Source organism: Pseudomonas sp. PDM01 (genome assembly GCF_014852325.1).
GTDB lineage: Bacteria > Pseudomonadota > Gammaproteobacteria > Pseudomonadales > Pseudomonadaceae > Aquipseudomonas > Aquipseudomonas migulae.
Genome location: NZ_JACVBK010000005.1, coordinates 436,898 through 457,097, shown reverse-complemented (window position 1 = coordinate 457,097; position 20,200 = coordinate 436,898). Strand labels below are relative to the sequence as shown.

Here is a 20,200-nt window from a genome sequence, read left to right as displayed (position 1 = left end):
CGCCAGCAAGCTGGCTCCTACAGGATTGATGGTGTTCGCAAAAATTGCGTACGACGCAAAACCTGTAGGAGCGAAGCTTGCTCGCGAAGCTTTTAGTGCTTGAACATCACATGCCGCACAACGGTGTAATCCTCCAACCCATACATCGACATGTCCTTCCCGTACCCGGACAGTTTCTGACCGCCATGGGGCATTTCGCTGACCAGCATGAAGTGCGTGTTCACCCAGGTGCAGCCGTACTGCAAGCGTGCCGACAGGCGATGCGCGCGGCCGACGTCCGAGGTCCACACCGACGACGCCAGGCCGTAGTCCGAATCGTTGGCCCAACCGAGCACCTGCGCTTCATCGCTGAATTTGGTCACCGACACCACCGGCCCGAATACCTCGCGGCGGACGATTTCGTCGTCCTGCTGTGCATCGGCCAGCACCGTTGGTTCGAAGAAGAAACCGTTGCCTTCAACTGCCTTGCCGCCAGTGATCAGGCGAATGTGCGGTTGCGCCACGGCGCGGTCGACGAACCCGGCTACCCGGTCGCGATGCTGCGCGGTGATCAGCGGGCCAAGTTCGGTCGACGGATCATCCTGCACGCCGTACTTGATGCTGCTGACTGCCGCGCCGAGCTTCTCGACGAATTTTTCGTAGATGCCGGCCTGTGCGTAGATGCGGCACGCGGCGGTGCAGTCCTGGCCGGCGTTGTAGAAACCGAAGGTGCGAATGCCTTCCACTGCGGCATCAATGTCGGCGTCGTCGAAGATGATCACCGGGGCTTTGCCGCCCAGCTCCATGTGCATGCGTTTGACGCTGGCGGCGGTGCTGGAAATGATGTTCGAGCCAGTGGCTATGGAGCCGGTCAGCGACACCATGCGCACTTTCGGGTGGGTGACCAGCGGGCTGCCTACGGTAGGACCACGGCCGAATACCAGGTTGAGTACGCCAGCCGGGAAGATTTCCGACGCCAGTTGTGCCAGGCGCAACGCGGTCAGCGGGGTTTGTTCCGACGGCTTGAGCACCACGGTATTACCGGCGGCGAGGGCCGGGGCGATTTTCCAGGCGACCATCATCAACGGGTAGTTCCACGGCGCGATGGAGGCGATCACGCCCACCGGGTCGCGGCGGATCATCGAGGTGTGCCCGGCCAGGTATTCACCGCCTGCCGAACCGCTCATGCAGCGGCTGGCGCCGGCGAAGAAACGGAACACGTCGGCAATCGCCGGGATCTCGTCGTTCAGCGCAGCGCTGTAGGGTTTGCCGCAGTTGTCGGATTCGAGTTTGGCCAGCTCTTCGCCATGGGCTTCGATGGCGTCGGCGAGTTTGAGCAGTAACAGCGAGCGCTCTTTCGGCGGGGTGTGCGACCAGCTTTCAAACGCGGCATCGGCAGCGCGTACGGCAGCATCGACCTGGGCTTCGCTGGCTTCGTTGATTTCCACCAGCACACGACCGAGGGCCGGGTTGAACACCGGTTGGGCGGGGCCTTCGCCGTCGAGCAGTTGGCCGTTGATCAAGAGTTTGGTTTGCATGGCGTTGTCCTCTTTGAATCTATTATTTTTCTGCCGAAACCGGATCCTGTGTAGGAGCGAGGCTTGCCCGCGAAGCTTTTGGCGCTCTCGAGGACGCCTTCGCGGGCAAGCCTCGCTCCTACACAGGATTCGGTTTCTACAGTGGATATTGAGTTGTTCGTTACTTCCCGCCACTTCCCGCCACGCTTTCACCACCACGGGTCAGGTAATAGGCGCCGAGAATCGGCAGCATGGTCACCATCATCACCAGCATCGCGACGACGTTGGTCACCGGCACGTCCCGTGGGCGGCTGAGCTGGTTGAGCAGCCACAGCGGCAGGGTGCGTTCATGGCCGGCGGTGAAGGTGGTGACGATGATTTCGTCGAACGACAGCGCAAACGCGAGCATGCCGCCGGCCAGCAACGCCGAGCCGAGGTTCGGCAGGACGATGTAGCGGAAGGTCTGCCAGCCATCGGCGCCGAGGTCCATCGAGGCTTCGATCAAACTGTGCGAAGTGCGGCGCAAACGGGCGATGACGTTGTTGTAGACGATCACCACACAGAAGGTCGCGTGGCCGACGATGATGGTGAACATCCCCGGCTCGATGCCCAGCGTCTTGAAGGTCGCCAACAACGCGATCCCGGTGATGATCCCCGGCAATGCGATGGGCAAAATCAGCATCAGCGAGATGCCTTGCTTGCCGAAGAAATCTCGCCGGTACAACGCCGCCGACGCCAGCGTGCCGAGCACCAACGCGATCAACGTCGCGACGGAGGCGATCTGCAGCGACAGCTTGATCGCTTCCAGTACATCCGGCCGCGCGAACGCCACGCCGATCCACTTCAGGGTGAAGCCCTTGGGCGGAAAGCTGAACGCCGCGTCTTCGGTGTTGAACGCGTAGAGGAAGATGATCAGGATCGGGAAGTGCAGAAACACCAACCCGCCCCAGGCTGCGATGCGCAGACCCAAAGATGCTTTCTCAGAGTGCATCGAAGGCCCCCAGTCGTTTGACGATGGTCAGGTAAATGGCGATCAACACAATCGGCACCAGCGTGAACGCCGCGGCCATTGGCATGTTGCCGATCGCGCCTTGTTGGGCGTACACCATGCTGCCGACGAAGTACCCCGGCGGGCCCACCAGTTGCGGCACGATGAAGTCGCCCAGGGTCAGCGAAAACGTGAAGATCGACCCGGCGGCGATGCCCGGAATCGACAACGGCAGAATCACTTGCATAAAGGTCTGGCGCGGCTTGGCGCCGAGGTCGGCGGAGGCTTGCAGCAACGACGGCGGCAGGCGTTCCAGCGAGGCCTGAATCGGCAGGATCATGAACGGCAGCCAGATGTAGACGAACACCATGAAGCGCCCCAGGTGCGAGGTCGACAAGGTGCTGCCACCCACGCCCGGAATGCCCAGCACAAACTGCAAGACAGGCTCCAGTCCCAGGTGTTGAACGAACCACTGCGCTACGCCGCCCTTGGCCAGCAGCAACGTCCACGCATACGCCTTGACGATGTAACTGGCCCACATCGGCATCATCACCGCGATGTAGAAAAACGCCTTGGTCTTGCCGGTGGTGTAGCGCGCCATGTAGTAGGCGATTGGGAACGCGACGATGGCGCTGGCAATCGAGACCACGACGGCCATGCTCAGGGTGCGCAGAATGATGTCGAAGTTCGACGGCTGGAACAGCGCGGTGAAGTTCGCCAGGGTCAGGTCGGGCGTGACCGCCATGGTGAAGTCGTCGAAGGTGTAGAAACCTTGCCACAACAGCACCAGCAGCGAACCGAGGTAGATCGCGCCGAACCACAACAGCGGCGGCACCAGCAGCAGCGACAGGTAAAAGTTCGGCCGGCGATACAGCAGGTTGGAAAACCTGCGCAACGGCGAGCCGCCGGCCGGGGTTTGAGGGAGAGCCACGCTGGTCATCTCACACCCCGCCGGCAACGGTGTCGTGCAGCGGGATCATCGCTTCCCGTGCCCAGCGTGCGCTGATGCGTTGCCCGGTCTGATGTTGCGCGCTGACGTCCAGCCATTGGTTGTTGGCCTGGCTGATGTTCAGGGTCTGGCCGTTTTCCAGCTTCAGTTCATAACGGGTGGCGCTGCCCTGGTACTGAACGTCGTGGAGCAAACCACTGACTTCGATTTCGTGGCTGGCCAACGGGCCGTCGGCGAAACGCACATGTTCCGGGCGAATCGAAAACGGCTGCGGATTGCCGCTGAGCTGCTGCGCCAGATCGCCGCGAATCACGTTGGAGGTGCCGACGAATTCCGCGACAAAGGTGGTCGCCGGTTTCATGTAGAGGTTGCGCGGCGTGTCGACCTGCTCGATGCGACCCTTGTTGAAGACGGCCACACGGTCAGACATCGACAGCGCTTCGGTCTGGTCGTGGGTGACGAAGATGAAGGTGATGCCGAGCTGGCGTTGCAGCTTTTTCAGCTCGCTCTGCATTTGCTCGCGAAGCTTCAAGTCGAGGGCGCCCAGCGGTTCGTCGAGCAGCAGCACCCGTGGGCGATTGACCAATGCGCGGGCCAGGGCCACACGCTGGCGCTGACCGCCCGACAGTTGCACCGGTTTGCGTGCGCCGTAGCCGCCGAGGGCTACCATGTCGAGGGCTTCTTCAGCGCGTTTCTGGCGTTCAGCTTTGCCGACGCCTTTGACTTTCAAACCGTAGGCGACGTTGTCGAGTACGTTCATGTGCGGGAACAGGGCGTAATCCTGAAACACCGTGTTGACGTCACGCTCATACGGCGGCAGCCCGGCGGCTTCATTGCCGTGAATCCGGATCGAGCCTGCGCTCGGTTGTTCGAAACCGGCGATCAGGCGCAAACACGTGGTTTTGCCCGAGCCGGAAGGGCCCAGCATGGAGAAGAACTCGCCGTCCTGGATGTCGATGGAAACCCGGTCTACGGCTTTCACTTCGCCGAACAGACGGGAAACGTTGGTGAACTGGACTGCAAGCGTCATGGTGCGGTGCTCCGAAAAACAGAATCTTTAAAAGCTTCGCGAGCAGGCTCGCTCCCACAGGTATTGCGGTGATTTTGTGGGAGCGAGCCTGCTCGCGAAGAGGGCTTAACGACCGCCCATGATCGCGATGTAGTCCTGGGTCCAGCGGCTGTACGGCACGAACTTGCCGCCTTCAGCCTGCGGGGTTTTCCAGAAGGCGATCTTGTCGAACTGGTCGAAACCGTTGGTCTTGCAGCCTTCGGCACCGAGCAATTCGCTCTCTTTGCACCCCGCCGGAACCGACGGCAACGAACCGAACCAGGCGGCCAGGTCACCCTGGACTTTCGGTTGCAGCGAATGGTCCATCCACTTGTAAGCGCAGTTCGGGTGCTTGGCGTCGGCGTGCAGCATGGTGGTGTCGGCCCAGCCCGTTGCGCCTTCTTTCGGAATGACCGAGGCCACTGGCTGCTTGTCCGCCACCAGGCCGTTGACCATGTAGCCCCAGGTGCTGGACGCCACGACGCCTTCGTTCTTGACGTCACTCATCTGCACGGTCGCGTCATGCCAGTAGCGGTGGATCAGAGGCTGCTGCTTGCGAAGCAGGTCCAGCGCGGCCTTGTATTGTTCTTCGTTGAGCTGGTACGGGTCCTTGATCCCCAGTTCCGGCCGTTTCGCCTTGAGATAGAGCGCTGCATCGGCGATGTAGATCGGACCGTCGTAGGCCTGGACCCGGCCCTTGTTGGACTTGCCGTCCGGCAGGTTCTGTTCCTCGAACACCACGCCCCAGCTGTCCGGGGCGGTCTTGAAGACGTTGGTGTTGTACATCAACACGTTCGGGCCCCACTGATACGGGGTGCCGTAGGTTTGTTTGTTGACGACGTACCACTGGCCATCCTTCAGGCGCGGGTCGATGTTCTTCCAGTTCGGAATCAACGCGGTGTTGATCGGCTGCACGCGTTTGCCGACGATCAATCGCAGCGACGCATCGCCCGATGCGGTCACCAGGTCGTAGCCGCCCTTGGACATCAGGCTGACCATCTCATCGGAAGTGGCGGCTGTTTTGACGTTGACCTTGCAGCCGGTTTCCTTCTCGAAACTGGTCACCCAGTCGTAGGCCTTGTCGCTTTCGCCACGTTCGATGTAGCCGGGCCAAGCCACGATATCCAGCTGACCTTCGCCGGCACCGACGGCTTTCAGCGGTTCGGCGGCCTGGATACTGGCGCTGGCCAACAGCGCTGTGGTGATTGCACTGAGCAGTGCGGTCTTGTGCACGAACATGGGAATTCCCTCTTCTTTAAATTATGGTCGGGGCAGTTTTGAACGTGGTTCAGCGTTGTAAACACGGCCCTTGTAGGAGCCGGCTTGCCGGCGAAGAGGCCTTTAAGCCTTGCGATGTCTTTCGGACGCCTTCGCCGGCAAGCCGGCTCCTACAAGGGATTCGCGGTGTTCCAGCGTTTCTGCGCTAATGCCTTTACGGCTAATTGTTAGCGTAGTGCGCTTTTATAAATGCTGTCCGTGGCGCGCCATGATGTGCCGCACCACGCTGTAGTCCTGAAGCGAATCGCTGGACAGGTCTTTGCCGTAGCCCGAGCGTTTCAGGCCGCCATGGGGCATTTCGCTGACCAGCATGAAATGGCTGTTGATCCAGGTGCAGCCGTACTGCAAGCGCGCGGCGACCTGCATCGCCTTGTCCAGGTTCTGGGTCCAGATCGAGGAAGCCAGGCCGTATTCCGAATCGTTGGCCCAGTCCACCGCTTGTTCGAGCCCATCGAAGCGGGTCACGGTGACCACCGGCCCGAACACTTCGCGCTGGACGATTTCATCGCTCTGCTTGCAGCCGGCCAGCAGCGTCGGTTGGTAATAGAAGCCGGCACCGGAATGCACGGCCGCGCCGGTCACGCGCTCGATGTGCGGCTGACCCAGGGCGCGTTCGACGAAACTGGCCACGCGGTCGCGCTGGCGGGTGGTGATCAGCGGCCCGATTTCGTTGTCGGCATCGCGTTTACCAGCGAAGCGCAGGCTGCTGACCGCTGCGCCGAGTTCGGCCACCAGGCGGTCATGAATGCCGGCCTGTGCATAAATGCGGCAGGCGGCGGTGCAATCCTGGCCGGCGTTGTAGTAACCGTACGTGCGCACGCCTTCGACCACCGCCTGAATGTCGGCATCGTTGCAGACGATCACCGGGGCCTTGCCGCCGAGTTCGAGGTGCGTGCGTTTCAGGGTTTTCGCTGCGGCCTGGAGGATTTTTTGTCCGGTGACGATATCGCCGGTCAGCGACACCATGCGGATTTTCGGGTGGCTGACCAAGTGGCTGCCCACGCCTTCACCGCCGCCGCAAATGATGTTGATCACGCCGCGTGGGAGGATTTCGGCCAGCGCGGGCGCCAGGGCCAGGATCGACAGCGGCGTGTGCTCGGAAGGCTTGAACACCAGCGTGTTACCGGCAGCGAGGGCCGGGGCGATTTTCCACGCGGCCATCATGATCGGGTAGTTCCACGGCGCAATCGAGGCGACCACGCCAATCGGATCGCGACGGACCATGCTGGTATAACCCGGCAAGTATTCGCCGCTGAGCTGGCCGGTCTGGCAGCGCACCGCGCCGGCGAAGAAGCGGAACACGTCGACCGTCGCGCTCAAGTCGTCCTGACGCGCCAGGTGCAACGGTTTGCCGCAGTTCAGGGATTCGAGGCGGGCGAGCAGGTCGGCTTGTTTTTCGATGGCATTGGCTATGTCCAGCAGCAGGTTCGAGCGCTGCTGCGGCGTGGTCCGCGACCAACTGGCGAACGCGCGGTGCGCGGCGAGGATCGCGGCTTCGACTTGCTCGGTGCTGGCTTCGGCAATGTGCGTCAGCACTTCACCGGTGGCCGGGTTGAGGATCGGCTCGACAAAACCCTGACCCGCGACCAGTTCGCCATCGATCAACAATGCGGTGAACAACGGGGTCTGCGCGCCAGCCATTTTTCGGGTTCTCTTTTCTTGTGTGGCCATGCTGCTCCCTGTGACTGGGGCCCGGCCGTCTTATAGATGTTCCAAGACTAGTGCCCGGATCCGAGGTCGACAAATACTAAATACTGAAGGTGGCGTTCGATTAAATAGATGGCTTGCGCCCGCCGTGGGGCTGCTCGCGCGCGACGGTCAGGAACGGGTCGACCAGTGCCGGACGCGCCGTGCCGCGGCGCCAGGCCAGGCCGACGTCGAGGGTCTGGCTCAGGTCGGCAATCGGCCGCGCTTCGATGATGTCGCCCTCCAATGACCAGGGGCGATAGGTCATGTCGGGCTGGATCGACACGCCCAATCCGGCGGCCACCAGGCTTCGTACCGCTTCGGTCGAAGCGGTTTTAAGGGTGATGCGCGGTTGAAGCGATGCTGCCGACCACATGCGCTGGGCGTTGCGGTCCATTTCATCAACGTTCAGTTGAATCAGAGGCTCACGGGCGACGTCGGCCAGGTTGATGCTGTCGTGTTCCAGCAGCGGATGCTGGGCCGGCAGCCATAAACGGTGGGGCGAATGGGTGAGTACTTCGGTTTGCAGGGCGTGGCGGTCTTCGAGGTTGGAGAGGATCAGCACACCGACATCGATCTCGCCGCTGACCAGCAAATGCTCGATGTACGGGCGTTCGTCCTCCATCACGCGGATCTCGACGTTGGGGTAGGCGCGTTGAAAGCGGGTGAGCAGGTCCGCGAGGTAATAACCGGCGACGAGACTGGTTACACCGACGATCAACTGCCCGGCGACTTGATCGGTGCTTTGTTGCAGGCTGCGTTTGGCGTTGTCCACCGTTGCCAGAATCAGGTGTGCCTGGCGTAGGAACTGATGACCCTGGTGGGTCAGCGTCATGCCCTTGGCATGGCGGTTGAACAGCCCGACGCCGATTTCCTGCTCCAGTTGCTGGATGGCCAGGGTCAATGTCGATTGGGAAATGAACGCGGTTTGCGCGGCGGCAGAGATCGAGCCGGTCTCGGCCACGGCGATGAAATGACGAATTTGACGCAAAGTCATCATGAAGAAGTACCCGGTGGGCGGTTTTTATAGATTCGCTTGAGTGTATATCTTTTTAATCGATGGGCTTTTTAGCGTCACAGAAGGTGAGCAACATCTGGAAGCACTCTCGCCGGGAAGGGCCGGGCACTTTCGATCTAGGCTGGTGGCCTTATGTGTCCGGTTAACCCCTTTTGTGGAGGCGGCAAGAATGAATACCCGTGGATTGCTCGATCAATTACTCAAATCCGGCCAGGACCTGTTGCAGAACAAGACCGGTGGCGCGCAGAACAAGGCGTCCAGCGGTGGATTGGGCGGATTGCTCGGTGGTGGCGGTGGTTCGGGTGGCCTTGGCAGTTTGTTGTCAGGCGCGGGTGGCGGTGCATTGGCGGCAGGCGCGATGGGCCTGTTGATGGGTAACAAGAAGGCTCGCAAAGTTGGCGGCAAAGTCGCTGTCTACGGCGGGCTCGCGGCATTGGGCGTGATTGCCTACAAGGCTTACGGCAACTGGCAGGCCCAGCAGGGCACAGCACCGAAACAAGAGCCGCAAACCGTGGACCGCGTCCCGACGGCGCAGGTCGAGCAACACAGCCAGGCGATTCTCAAGGCGCTGGTGGCGGCTGCCAAGGCTGATGGTCATGTCGACGAGCGCGAGCGTGCGTTGATCGAAGGCGAGTTCATCAAACTCGACAATGATCAGGAACTCCAACACTGGCTGCACGCCGAACTGAACAAACCGCTGGATCCAACCGATGTTGCGCGCGCCGCCAGCACCCCGGAAATGGCGGCCGAGATGTACATCGCCAGTGTGATGCTGGTGGACGAGGAGAACTTCATGGAGAAGTCTTACCTGGACGAACTGGCGCGCCAACTCAAGCTTGAGCCGGCGTTGAAGGCCGAGCTGGAAAAGCAGGTGCGCCAGGCTTCCATGTAGAAACCGGCTTCAAATCCTGTTTCGCCCTCAAGACCGCCATCGCCAGCAAGCCGGCTCCTACAAGGGAATTGCGGTGCGCACAGCATGCGTGCCCGACACCGAACACCTGTAGGAGCCAGCTTGCTGGCGATGAGGCCCTAAAATCCTGCACCGCCCTCAAGACCGCCATCGCCAGCAAGCCGGCTCCTACAAGGGAATTGCGGTGCGCACAGCATGCATGCCCGACACCGACCCCCTGTAGGAGCCGGCTTGCTGGCGATGAGGCCCTAAAATCCTGCCCCGTCCTCAAGGCCGCCATCGCCGGCAAGCCAGCTCCTACAAGGGATTTTCGGTGCGCACAACACTCGTGCCCGACACCGACCCCCTGTAGGAGCCGGCTTGCTGGCGATGAGGCCCTCAAATCCTGCCCCGCCCTTCAAGGCCGCCATCGCCGGCAAGGGAATTGCGGTGCGCACAACATTCGTGCCCGACACCGTTCCCCTGTAGGAGCCGGCTTGCTGGCGATAGCCTTTTCAGCCCCGCCACAACCCTCATTCGCCGAGATGTGAACCGCCGCGCATCCGTCTTATAAATGAAACACCGCCCTCGGCTATACTGCGCAGCATTTGAAATGGCCCCGAGGACTGACTGTGAAGAACTGGACGTTGCGCCAACGCATTTTGGCGAGCTTTGCGGTAATTATCGCCATCATGTTGCTGATGGTCGTCGTCTCGTATTCCCGGCTGTTGAAGATCGAGGCCAGCGAAGTCAGCGTTCGTGACGACGCGCTCCCCGGGGTGTATTACAGCTCGATGATTCGTGGCGCCTGGGTCGACAGCTATCTCCAGACCCAGGAAATGCTGGGCTTGAAGGAAGGGCAGGGCATCAGTGCCGAGGACGCCGCAGACTTCAAGAATTTTGAAGCGCGCGTGCAGGACGCGATGAATAGCTATCGCGCCACCGTCACCACGGATGAAGACAAGCTCGAATTCGCAGCCTTCGAAAAATTCCATGAGAATTACGGCAAGATCCTGGCTGCAGTGCTCGACTTGCATAAGCGCAATCAGGAAGCCGAGGCCATCAAGTTGTTCAATGAACAACTGACCCCGACCTGGACGGCGGGGCGTATGAAGCTCAATGACATCCTGCGCGAAAACAAAGCCGTGGCGGATCAGGACATGGCCTACATTGATGATGCGGTGTTCACCGCGAAAGTCATCATGGGCATTTCCCTGCTGGTGGCGGTATTGGCCGCCGGTCTCTGCGGCCTGCTGCTGATGCGCGCGATCATGGCGCCCATGAACCGCATCGTGCAGATCCTCGAAGTCATGCGTACCGGCGACCTCAGCGGCCGCTTGAACCTGGAGCGCAAGGACGAATTCGGCGCTGTGGAAACCGGCTTCAACGACATGATGGCCGAACTCACTTCGTTGGTGTCTCAGGCGCAGCGCTCGTCGGTGCAGGTCACCACGTCTGTGACGGAAATCGCCGCCACCTCCAAACAGCAGCAAGCCACCGCTACGGAAACCGCCGCCACCACCACCGAAATCGGTGCCACTTCCCGTGAAATCGCCGCCACCTCGCGTGACCTGGTGCGGACCATGACCGAAGTCTCCACCGCTGCCGATCAGGCCTCGGTGGCTGCCGGTTCCGGGCAGCAGGGCCTGGCGCGAATGGAAGAGACCATGCACTCGGTGATGGGCGCCGCGGATCTGGTCAACGCCAAACTGGCGATCCTCAACGAGAAGGCCGGCAACATCAATCAAGTGGTGGTGACCATCGTCAAGGTCGCGGACCAGACCAACCTGCTGTCGCTGAACGCTGCCATTGAAGCCGAGAAGGCCGGTGAATACGGTCGTGGATTTGCCGTGGTTGCCACCGAAGTGCGGCGCCTGGCGGACCAGACCGCCGTGGCCACGTACGACATTGAGCAGATGGTGCGCGAGATCCAGTCGGCGGTGTCGGCCGGGGTCATGGGCATGGACAAGTTCTCTGAAGAAGTGCGTCGCGGCATGTCCGAGGTGCAGCAGGTCGGCGAACAGCTGTCGCAGATCATCCATCAGGTTCAGGCGCTGGCGCCGCGGGTGTTGATGGTCAACGAAGGCATGCAGGCCCAGGCCACCGGCGCCGAGCAGATCAACCATGCACTGGTGCAGTTGGGCGATGCCAGCAGCCAGACCGTCGAGTCCTTGCGTCAGGCCAGTTTTGCCATCGACGAACTGAGCCAGGTGGCCGTCGGGCTGCGCGGCGGCGTTTCGCGATTCAAAGTCTGATGAGCGAACTCACGGCCAAACGCACCGCCGTGAAGCCGGCGATGCATGCATTGTTTCTGGTGTTTCGCATCGGCAGCGAGCGCTATGCCTTGCAAGCGATCGAGGTGGCGGAAGTACTGCCGCGCCTGCCGTTGAAGCCGATACCCCGCGCGCCGGACTGGGTCGCCGGGGTGTTCGCCTATCGCGGCGCGGTAGTGCCGGTAATCGACCTCAGTGCGCTGACCTTTGGCGAACCGGCCCAGGCGCGCACCAGCACGCGCCTGGTGCTGGTCAATTACCGTGCGGATGAAACCGCCGAGGCGCAATTGCTCGGGCTGATCCTGGAGCAGGCCACCGACACGCTGCGCTGCAACCCGGCGGACTTTCAACCCTATGGCCTGGATAATCGCCAGGCGCCGTACCTCGGACCGGTGCGTGAAGACGCGCAAGGTTTGCTGCAATGGGTGCGCGTCGCCGATCTGCTGGACGAGCAAGTTCGGGCGCTGCTGTTTCCGTCACCCCCGCTGGACCTGGCGCAGCTTGAGGTGCAGCCATGAGCAGCGATCAGCGGTTTTTCGATTTTCTCAAGGAGCGCATCGGCCTCGACGTCACCTCGGTGGGCCCGGCGATCATCGAACGAGCGGTGCGCCAGCGCAGCACGGCGTCCAACGCGCTGACGGCCGATGAGTATTGGCACACCTTGCAGGGTTCGCAGGATGAGCAGCATGCGCTGATCGAAGCGGTGATCGTTCCCGAAACCTGGTTTTTCCGTTACCCGGAATCCTTCGCCGCCCTGGCAAAACTGGCGGCCAAGCGCCTGACCGATATCAACAACATGCGTGCATTGCGGATTCTCAGCCTGCCGTGTTCCACCGGTGAAGAACCCTATTCCATTGCCATGGCCTTGCTCGATGCCGGGTTCAAACCGCATCAATTCAAAGTCGAAGGCATGGACGTCAGCCCGCTGTCGGTGGAGAAAGCCAGGCGCGCGCAGTACGGCAAGAATTCGTTTCGCGGCCAGGACATCGCGTTTCGCGAGCGGCATTTCACTGCCGAGGACGAGTCCTATCGCCTCAGCGAGCGCGTGCTGGAACAGGTGCGTTTACAGGTCGGCAATCTGCTGGATCCGGCGTTGCTGGCCAACGAATCGCCTTATGACTTCGTGTTCTGCCGCAACCTGCTGATCTATTTCGATCAGCCGACGCAACAACAGGTGTTCGAAGTGCTCAAGCGCCTGACCCATGTCGAGGGCGTGCTGTTTATCGGCCCCGCCGAGGGCAGTTTGCTGGGGCGCCTGGGCATGCGTTCGATTGGTATCCCTCAATCATTTGCGTTCAGTCGCCAGAGCGCGCCCGAGCCTGAACCTTTTCCAGCCTTCGTGCCGACGCCGTTGCCAGTGCGCCAACCGGTGCGCAGCGTCACTCCGGCGCCGGTACGCCTGCGGCCCTTCGCAACGGTGACGCCGCTGCCGGTGGCGGCAAAAGCCGCCAGTCCCGACGCCGCTACGTTGCTGGCAAACATCGCCGCACTGGCCAATGAAGGCAAAAGCGCCGAAGCCCGCGCCGCGTGCGAAAGTTATTTGCGCAGCCATGAACCGGTAGCCCAGGTGTTTTACTGGCTGGGACTGCTCAGCGATGTCGCCGGCAGCGCTCTCGAAGCCCAGGGCTTTTATCGCAAGGCGTTGTACCTCGAACCGCAACATCCCGACGCGTTGATGCACCTGGCGGCCTTGCTGCAATCACAGGGCGACACGGCGGGCGCCAAACGATTGCAGGACCGCGCCGCCCGCAGCGAGCGCGCAGACAGTGAGCGCAAACGATGAATGCCGCCGACAGCTTTAGCCTCACCCATGAAGATGCCCAGGCCATCGACGATTGCTGGAACCGTATCGGTATCCACGGCGACAAGTCCTGCCCGCTGCTGATCGAACACATTCATTGCCGCAATTGCGCGGTGTACTCGGCGGCCGCTACGCGTTTGCTCGACCGCTATGCGTTGCAACAGGAAGACCGCGGGCAAGTCTCGGTCGCGCTCGAAAGCGAGGTGAATACCCGCTCGCTGTTGATGTTCCGCCTCGGCGAAGAATGGTTGGGCCTGGCCACCCGCAGCCTGGTGGAAGTGGCGCCGCTGCAAGCGATTCATTCCCTGCCGCACCAGCGCTCCCGGGCCTTGCTCGGCGTGGCGAATGTGCGCGGCGCGCTGGTGGCGTGCCTGTCGTTGGTGGAACTGCTCGGTCTCGACGGCGTGAGCAGCGTGGCGCCTGGTGCGCGCGTGATGCCGCGCATGTTGATCATCGCGGCCCACGGCGGGCCGGTGGTGGTGCCAGTGGACGAAGTCGACGGGATCCATGCCATCGACGAGCGCCTCCTTGAGGCCGCATCGCGTTCCGGTGCGCAAGCCAGCGCCAAATACACCCGTGGCGTATTGCAATTCAAAGGTCGCAGCCTGCGTTGGCTGGATGAAGAACAGCTGCTGTCCGCCGTGACCCGGAGCCTCACATGACCCCCGAGCAAATGCGCGACGCCTCTTTGCTGGAACTGTTCAGCCTCGAAGCCGAGGCCCAGACCCTGGTGTTGAGCACGGGGCTGCTGGCGCTTGAACGCGATCCGACCCAGGCCGATTACCTTGAATCGTGCATGCGCGCGGCTCACTCGCTCAAAGGCGCGGCGCGAATTGTTGGCGTCGATGCCGGCGTCAGCGTTGCCCATGTGATGGAAGATTACCTGGTCAGCGCCCAGGAAGGCCGGTTGTATCTGCGGCCCGAGCACATTGATGCCTTGCTGCAGGGCACCGATTTGCTGATGCGCATCGCGACGCCGAACAACGCACCGGCGCCTGCGGATATCGAAGCTTATGTCGTCTTGATGGGACGGCTGCTTGTTCACATGGCGACGGTTGCCCCCATCGCGCCGCCGATGGCAGAACTGCAGCTGGAGCCGCCGACGGCCACGGTTGAGTCGCCCATGCCGGCCGCCACGCAAGCCCCTTCGGCAGCTGCCGCCGAGCCCTCGCCCAAGACCAAACGCACCACCGAAAGTGGCGAGCGCGTATTGCGCGTTACGGCCGAACGCTTGAACAGCCTGCTCGACCTGTCGAGCAAATCCCTGGTGGAAACCCTGCGGCTCAAACCGCACCTGGCCACCATGCAACGCCTCAAGCGCATGCAGAACAACGGCCTGCGGGCGCTGGAAAACCTCAATGTCCATCTCAAGGATCAGACCTTGAGCCTGGAAGCCCGGGAAGCCCTCGACGATGCGCGTCGGTTGCTGGCGGAATCCCAGCAATTGCTGGTGGAAAAAAACGCCGAGCTGGACGAGTTCGCCTGGCAGGCCAGTCAACGTGCGCAAGTCCTGTACGACACCGCGCTGGCCTGTCGCATGCGGCCGTTTGCCGATGTGCTGAGCGGGCAAGTGCGCATGGTCCGCGACCTGGGGCGCAGCCTCGGTAAACAGGTGCGGCTGGAGATCGAGGGCGAGAAAACCCAGGTCGATCGCGACGTCCTGGAAAAACTCGAAGCGCCGCTGACGCACCTGCTGCGCAACGCCGTCGACCACGGCATCGAATCCCCGGAGCAACGGCTACTGGCCGGTAAACCGGAAGAAGGTGTGATCCGCCTGCGCGCCTCGCATCAGGCCGGTCTGCTGATGCTGGAACTGAGCGATGACGGCAACGGCGTCGACCTGGAAAAGGTCCGCCGCAGCATCATCGAACGTCAGTTGTCCCCGGCCGACACCGCCGCGCAGTTGAGCGAAGAGGAGTTGCTGACGTTCCTGTTCCTGCCGGGTTTCAGCCTGCGCGACGCGGTCACTGAAGTGTCCGGACGTGGCGTCGGCCTCGACGCGGTTCAGCACATGGTCCGCCAGTTGCGCGGCGCGGTGGTGCTGGAGCAGACGGCGGGCGAGGGCAGCCGCTTCCATCTCGAAGTGCCGCTGACCCTGTCGGTGGTGCGCAGCCTGGTGGTGGAGGTCGGCGAAGAGGCGTATGCGTTTCCGCTGGCCCACATCGAGCGCATGTGCGACCTGGAGCCGGCGGACATCGTGCAGGTCGAAGGCCGTCAGCATTTCTGGTACGAAGGCCGGCATGTCGGATTGGTTGCGGCCAGCCAATTGCTTCAGCGTCCGGCGAGCACCAACAGTCAGCAAACCCTCAAGGTCGTGGTCATCCGCGAGCGAGATGCGATCTACGGTGTGGCGGTCGAGCGGTTTGTCGGCGAGCGCACGCTGGTGGTCTTGCCGCTGGACGAGCGTCTGGGCAAAGTGCAGGACATTTCCGCAGGCGCGCTGCTCGACGACGGTTCGGTGGTGCTGATCGTCGATGTTGAAGACATGCTGCGGTCGGTGGACAAACTGCTCAATACCGGGCGTCTGGAGCGGATTGCCCGTCACAGCAATCAGGCGGCTGAAGCTGCGCGCAAACGGGTTCTGGTGGTCGACGATTCGCTGACCGTCCGCGAGTTGCAACGCAAACTGTTGCTCAATCGCGGCTACGACGTGGCCGTGGCGGTGGACGGTATGGATGGCTGGAATGCCCTGCGTTCCGAGGATTTCGATCTGCTGATCACCGACATCGATATGCCGCGCATGGACGGTATCGAACTGGTGTCTTTGTTGCGCCGTGACAACCGCCTGCAATCGCTGCCGGTGATGGTGGTGTCCTACAAGGATCGCGAAGAAGACCGTCGTCGTGGACTGGACGCCGGGGCCGACTATTATCTAGCCAAAGCCAGTTTTCACGACGACGCCCTGCTTGATGCAGTGGTTGAGCTCATAGGAGGAGCGCGGGCATGAAAATCGCAATCGTCAACGACATGCCCATGGCGGTGGAGGCTTTGCGCCGCGCCTTGGCGTTTGAGCCGGAGCATCAAGTGATCTGGGTCGCCAGCAACGGCGCCGAGGCGGTGCAACGTTGCGTGGAAAACACCCCGGACCTGATCCTGATGGACCTGATCATGCCGGTGATGGATGGCGTCGAGGCGACGCGGCGAATCATGGCCGAGACGCCGTGTGCCATCGTGATCGTCACGGTCGACCGCCAGCAGAACGTGCACCGGGTGTTCGAAGCCATGGGCCACGGCGCTCTGGATGTGGTCGATACGCCGGCAATCGGTGCCGGCAATGCCCAGGAAGCAGCGGCACCGCTGCTGCGCAAAATCCTCAACATCGGTTGGCTGATCGGCGACAAGGGCAATCGCGTGCGACCTGCGCCGGGCCCGTTGCGCCACTCAGGTTCCCGGCAAAAACTGATCGCCATCGGTTCCTCCGCAGGCGGGCCGGCAGCCCTGGAGATACTGCTCAAAGGACTGCCGATAAATTTTTCCGCCGCCATTGTGCTGGTGCAGCATGTTGACCAGGTGTTCGCCGCCGGCATGGCCGAGTGGCTCAGCGGCGCCAGCGGCCTGAACGTGCGCCTGGCCCAGGAAGGCGAGCCACCGCAGGCGGGCACCGTGCTGCTGGCCGGCACCAACCACCATATTCGTTTATTGAAAAACGGCACGCTGGCGTACACCGCCGAGCCGGTCAACGAGATCTATCGGCCCTCGATCGATGTGTTTTTCGAGAGCGTGGCCAGTTACTGGAATGGCGATGCCGTGGGTGTTTTATTGACCGGCATGGGACGCGATGGCGCGCAGGGGCTTAAACTCATGCGCCAACAGGGTTACCTGACCATCGCTCAGGACCAACAAAGCAGCGCGGTGTATGGCATGCCGAAAGCGGCAGCGGCCATCGACGCCGCTGTAGAAATTCGCCCGCTGGAAAAGATAGCGCCACGATTGCTGGAGATTTTTGCCAAATGACTATGCTCAGCAGCAATCCTGGCCCAGGCAGTACTCAGGTGACCGCACATGAATGACTTACAGCTCGACGGCTTCAAAACCGACGAAAACGCCGCCATGGTGTTGTTGGTGGACGATCAGGCCATGATCGGCGAAGCGGTGCGCCGCGGTTTGTCGAATGAAGAAAACATCGACTTCCACTTCTGCGCCGACCCGCATCAGGCGATTGCGCAAGCGATCCGGATCAAGCCGACGGTGATTCTCCAGGACCTGGTCATGCCCGGTCTCGACGGCCTGAGCCTGGTGCGCGAATACCGCAATCACCCGGCCACCAAGGACATTCCGATCATTGTGCTGTCGACCAAGGAAGACCCGCTGATCAAAAGCGCGGCATTCGCGGCCGGGGCCAATGATTACCTGGTCAAACTGCCGGACAACATCGAACTGGTGGCGCGCATCCGCTATCACTCGCGCTCCTACATGACCCTGTTGCAGCGGGACGCCGCGTACCGCGCGTTGCGGGTCAGCCAGCAGCAGTTGCTCGACACCAACCTGGTGCTGCAACGCCTGATGAACTCGGATGGCCTGACGGGCTTGTCGAACCGTCGTCACTTCGACGAGTACCTGGAACTGGAATGGCGACGTTCCCTGCGCGACCAAAGCCAGTTGTCGTTGCTGATGATCGATGTGGACTACTTCAAGTCCTACAACGACAACTTTGGCCACCTCGAAGGCGACGAAGCCCTGCGCAAAGTCGCCACGGCCATCCGCGACGCCAGCGCCCGACCTTCTGACTTGCCGGCCCGTTATGGCGGTGAAGAATTCGCGCTGGTCCTGCCCAATACATCACCGGGCGGTGCGCGACTGGTGGCGGAAAAACTGCGCCAGACCGTGGCGGCACTGAAAATCCCGCACATTTCACCGAGCGAAGGCTCAAGCCTGACCATCAGCATCGGCCTGTCGACCATGACCCCGCAACCGGGCGCCGATTGCCGTCAATTGATCTCGGCGGCGGACAAGGGGCTGTACCTGGCGAAGAACAATGGGCGTAATCAGGTGGGTATCGAGTAACAGGGACTTCATCCCCTGTAGGAGCCGGCTTGCTGGCGATAGCGTCCGTCCAGCCAATAAACAGGTTGACTGACCCACCGCTATCGCCAGCAAGCCGGCTCCTACAGGAAATCGCGTACGCTTTTGATTCCCACCACTCATCAGGCCGAGCGTTAGCTCGCCTTCCGCTTTTGATCTGAGCGCCCCCTCGAGAGGCCGAGCGCAGGTTCTGCGCAGTGGGCAACCCGGCATGGATGCCGGGTTAGCCGCCCCCGGCCAGGGATGGCCGATGGCGGCGGGCCCACGGAGCAGGACCGGAGCGAGGGCATGCCGAGCCTAGGCGAGGCACCGAACGAAAGGGGCAAGAGCCCTTGGTTACTTGGGGCTCTTCCAAGTGACTCGCCGTAAGGGCGAAACCGATAGCCGCCGTTACCAAAAGAACGGATATGTACTCCGACCGAAAACAGAGTCTGGATCTTAGTAAGCCATCGCCGGCAAGCCGGCTCCTACAGTTGATCGGTGTACGGCCGCTCCGAAAACACACCGGGCCTTTTCGGCCTGGCGGGCTGCCGTTTCCGGCCGTTTGCCGTTATACTCGCCGGCTTTCAAAAGTTCGCCAACGAGTGCTGCCCGCCATGGAAATCAACCCGATCCTTAACACCATCAAGGACCTGTCCGAGCGCTCCGAAACTATTCGGGGGTATCTTTGACTACGATCAAAAGCACGAGCGTCTGACCGAAGTCAATCGCGAGCTTGAAGATCCGAGCGTCTGGAACAAACCTGAATATGCCCAGGAGTTGGGCCGCGAGCGCTCTGCGCTGGCACAGATCGTCGATACCCTGGACGAGCTGAACACCGGTCTGGCCGATTGCCGCGACCTGCTGGACATGGCCGTCGAAGAAAACGACGAAGGCGCAGTGGGCGATGTCGTCGCCGAGCTGGCCCGTCTCGAGGAAAACCTCGCCAAGCTTGAATTCCGCCGCATGTTCAGCCATGAAATGGACCCGAACAACGCCTACCTGGACATCCAGGCCGGCTCCGGTGGCACCGAGGCCCAGGACTGGGCCAACATCCTGCTGCGCATGTACCTGCGCTGGGCTGACAAACGCGGCTTCGACGCCACCATCATGGAACTGTCGGCCGGTGAAGTCGCCGGCATCAAGGGCGCGACCGTGCACATCAAGGGCGAATACGCCTTTGGCTGGTTGCGGACCGAGATCGGCGTACACCGCCTGGTGCGCAAGAGCCCGTTCGACTCCGGCAACCGTCGCCACACCTCGTTTTCCGCGGTTTTCGTCTCGCCAGAGATCGATGACAAGGTGGAAATCGAAATCAACCCGGCAGACTTGCGGATCGACACCTATCGCTCCTCCGGTGCCGGTGGTCAGCACGTAAACACCACCGACTCGGCCGTACGTATCACCCACGTACCGACCAACACCGTGGTCAGCTGCCAGAACGAACGTTCCCAGCACGCCAACAAGGACACCGCCATGAAAATGCTGCGGGCCAAGTTGTACGAGCAGGAAATGCAGAAGCGCAACGCGGCGTCCCAGGCGCTGGAAGACACCAAGTCCGATATCGGCTGGGGTCATCAGATCCGTTCTTATGTACTCGATGCCTCGCGCATCAAGGATCTGCGCACTAACATCGAGCGCAGTGACTGCGACAAGGTACTCGACGGTGATATCGATGAATACCTCGAAGCGAGCCTGAAGTCGGGCTTGTAAGCAATGCAATACGGGATCGGCTGACCCCCCCCGATCCCCTGTAGGAGCCAGCTCGCTGGC

General features: G+C 61.7%; 16 protein-coding genes. 9 read left to right on the top strand and 7 right to left on the bottom strand.

Annotated features, from left to right (window positions below):
- Positions 1–92: 92 nt before the first annotated feature.
- The 7 genes from IB246_RS15825 to IB246_RS15795 form a co-directional block, all read right to left on the bottom strand.
- A complete protein-coding gene (locus IB246_RS15825) occupies positions 93–1,517 on the bottom strand; it encodes a gamma-aminobutyraldehyde dehydrogenase (protein WP_008029727.1) in 1,425 nt (474 codons plus the stop codon).
- A gap of 160 nt (positions 1,518–1,677) precedes the next feature.
- A complete protein-coding gene (locus IB246_RS15820; RefSeq protein WP_008029730.1) occupies positions 1,678–2,487 on the bottom strand; it encodes an ABC transporter permease in 810 nt (269 codons plus the stop codon).
- On the bottom strand, positions 2,477–3,424 hold the full coding sequence (locus tag IB246_RS15815; protein ID WP_008042342.1) for an ABC transporter permease: 948 nt from the start codon (positions 3,422–3,424) through the stop codon (positions 2,477–2,479). Before IB246_RS15815 ends, IB246_RS15820 begins: the two co-directional genes overlap by 11 nt.
- A gap of 1 nt (position 3,425) precedes the next feature.
- Positions 3,426–4,463 carry an ABC transporter ATP-binding protein gene (locus IB246_RS15810; RefSeq protein WP_008029734.1) on the bottom strand — a complete coding sequence of 346 codons (1,038 nt, stop codon included), beginning with the start codon at positions 4,461–4,463 and terminating at the stop codon, positions 3,426–3,428.
- 105 nt (positions 4,464–4,568) lie between these two features.
- Positions 4,569–5,720: a putative ABC transporter substrate-binding protein YdcS gene (ydcS, locus tag IB246_RS15805; protein ID WP_008029736.1), complete on the bottom strand. Its 1,152-nt coding sequence runs from the start codon at positions 5,718–5,720 to the stop codon at positions 4,569–4,571.
- 222 nt (positions 5,721–5,942) lie between these two features.
- Entirely contained in the window at positions 5,943–7,430 is a 1,488-nt protein-coding gene (locus IB246_RS15800; protein WP_081500226.1) for a gamma-aminobutyraldehyde dehydrogenase, read from the bottom strand.
- 100 nt (positions 7,431–7,530) lie between these two features.
- On the bottom strand, positions 7,531–8,445 hold the full coding sequence (locus tag IB246_RS15795; RefSeq protein ID WP_008029741.1) for a LysR family transcriptional regulator: 915 nt from the start codon (positions 8,443–8,445) through the stop codon (positions 7,531–7,533).
- A gap of 187 nt (positions 8,446–8,632) precedes the next feature.
- Between IB246_RS15795 and IB246_RS15790 the strand changes: the two genes are divergently transcribed.
- The 9 genes from IB246_RS15790 (at position 8,633) to prfB (ending at position 20,140) form a co-directional block, all read left to right on the top strand.
- Positions 8,633–9,355 carry a tellurite resistance TerB family protein gene (locus tag IB246_RS15790; protein WP_008042338.1) on the top strand — a complete coding sequence of 241 codons (723 nt, stop codon included), beginning with the start codon at positions 8,633–8,635 and terminating at the stop codon, positions 9,353–9,355.
- A gap of 689 nt (positions 9,356–10,044) precedes the next feature.
- The gene (locus tag IB246_RS15785; RefSeq protein WP_404943262.1) at positions 10,045–11,607 is read left to right on the top strand and encodes a methyl-accepting chemotaxis protein; all 1,563 of its coding nucleotides are present in this window, start codon (positions 10,045–10,047) and stop codon (positions 11,605–11,607) included.
- A complete protein-coding gene (locus IB246_RS15780; RefSeq protein ID WP_008029747.1) occupies positions 11,607–12,143 on the top strand; it encodes a chemotaxis protein CheW in 537 nt (178 codons plus the stop codon). Before IB246_RS15785 ends, IB246_RS15780 begins: the two co-directional genes overlap by 1 nt.
- The gene (locus IB246_RS15775; protein ID WP_008043784.1) at positions 12,140–13,408 is read left to right on the top strand and encodes a CheR family methyltransferase; all 1,269 of its coding nucleotides are present in this window, start codon (positions 12,140–12,142) and stop codon (positions 13,406–13,408) included. The genes IB246_RS15780 and IB246_RS15775 overlap by 4 nt, the downstream gene beginning before the upstream one ends.
- Positions 13,405–14,088, top strand: a complete 684-nt coding sequence (locus IB246_RS15770; protein ID WP_008043782.1) for a chemotaxis protein CheW — start codon at positions 13,405–13,407, stop codon at positions 14,086–14,088. The genes IB246_RS15775 and IB246_RS15770 overlap by 4 nt, the downstream gene beginning before the upstream one ends.
- Complete coding sequence (locus IB246_RS15765) at positions 14,085–16,373, top strand: hybrid sensor histidine kinase/response regulator (RefSeq protein WP_008043781.1); 2,289 nt, start codon at positions 14,085–14,087, stop codon at positions 16,371–16,373. Before IB246_RS15770 ends, IB246_RS15765 begins: the two co-directional genes overlap by 4 nt.
- Positions 16,370–17,380 carry a chemotaxis response regulator protein-glutamate methylesterase gene (locus IB246_RS15760; RefSeq protein WP_008043780.1) on the top strand — a complete coding sequence of 337 codons (1,011 nt, stop codon included), beginning with the start codon at positions 16,370–16,372 and terminating at the stop codon, positions 17,378–17,380. The genes IB246_RS15765 and IB246_RS15760 overlap by 4 nt, the downstream gene beginning before the upstream one ends.
- 48 nt (positions 17,381–17,428) lie before the next feature.
- Positions 17,429–18,430, top strand: coding sequence for a response regulator (locus tag IB246_RS15755; RefSeq protein ID WP_008043779.1), 1,002 nt, complete (start codon positions 17,429–17,431; stop codon positions 18,428–18,430).
- 614 nt (positions 18,431–19,044) lie between these two features.
- Positions 19,045–20,140, top strand: a protein-coding gene (prfB, locus tag IB246_RS15750; RefSeq protein ID WP_157214382.1) for a peptide chain release factor 2 whose coding sequence is annotated in 2 segments (ribosomal slippage) — positions 19,045–19,116 and positions 19,118–20,140 — 1,095 coding nt in all. Because the reading frame shifts where the segments join, the coding sequence is not laid out codon by codon here.
- Positions 20,141–20,200 lie beyond the last annotated feature (60 nt).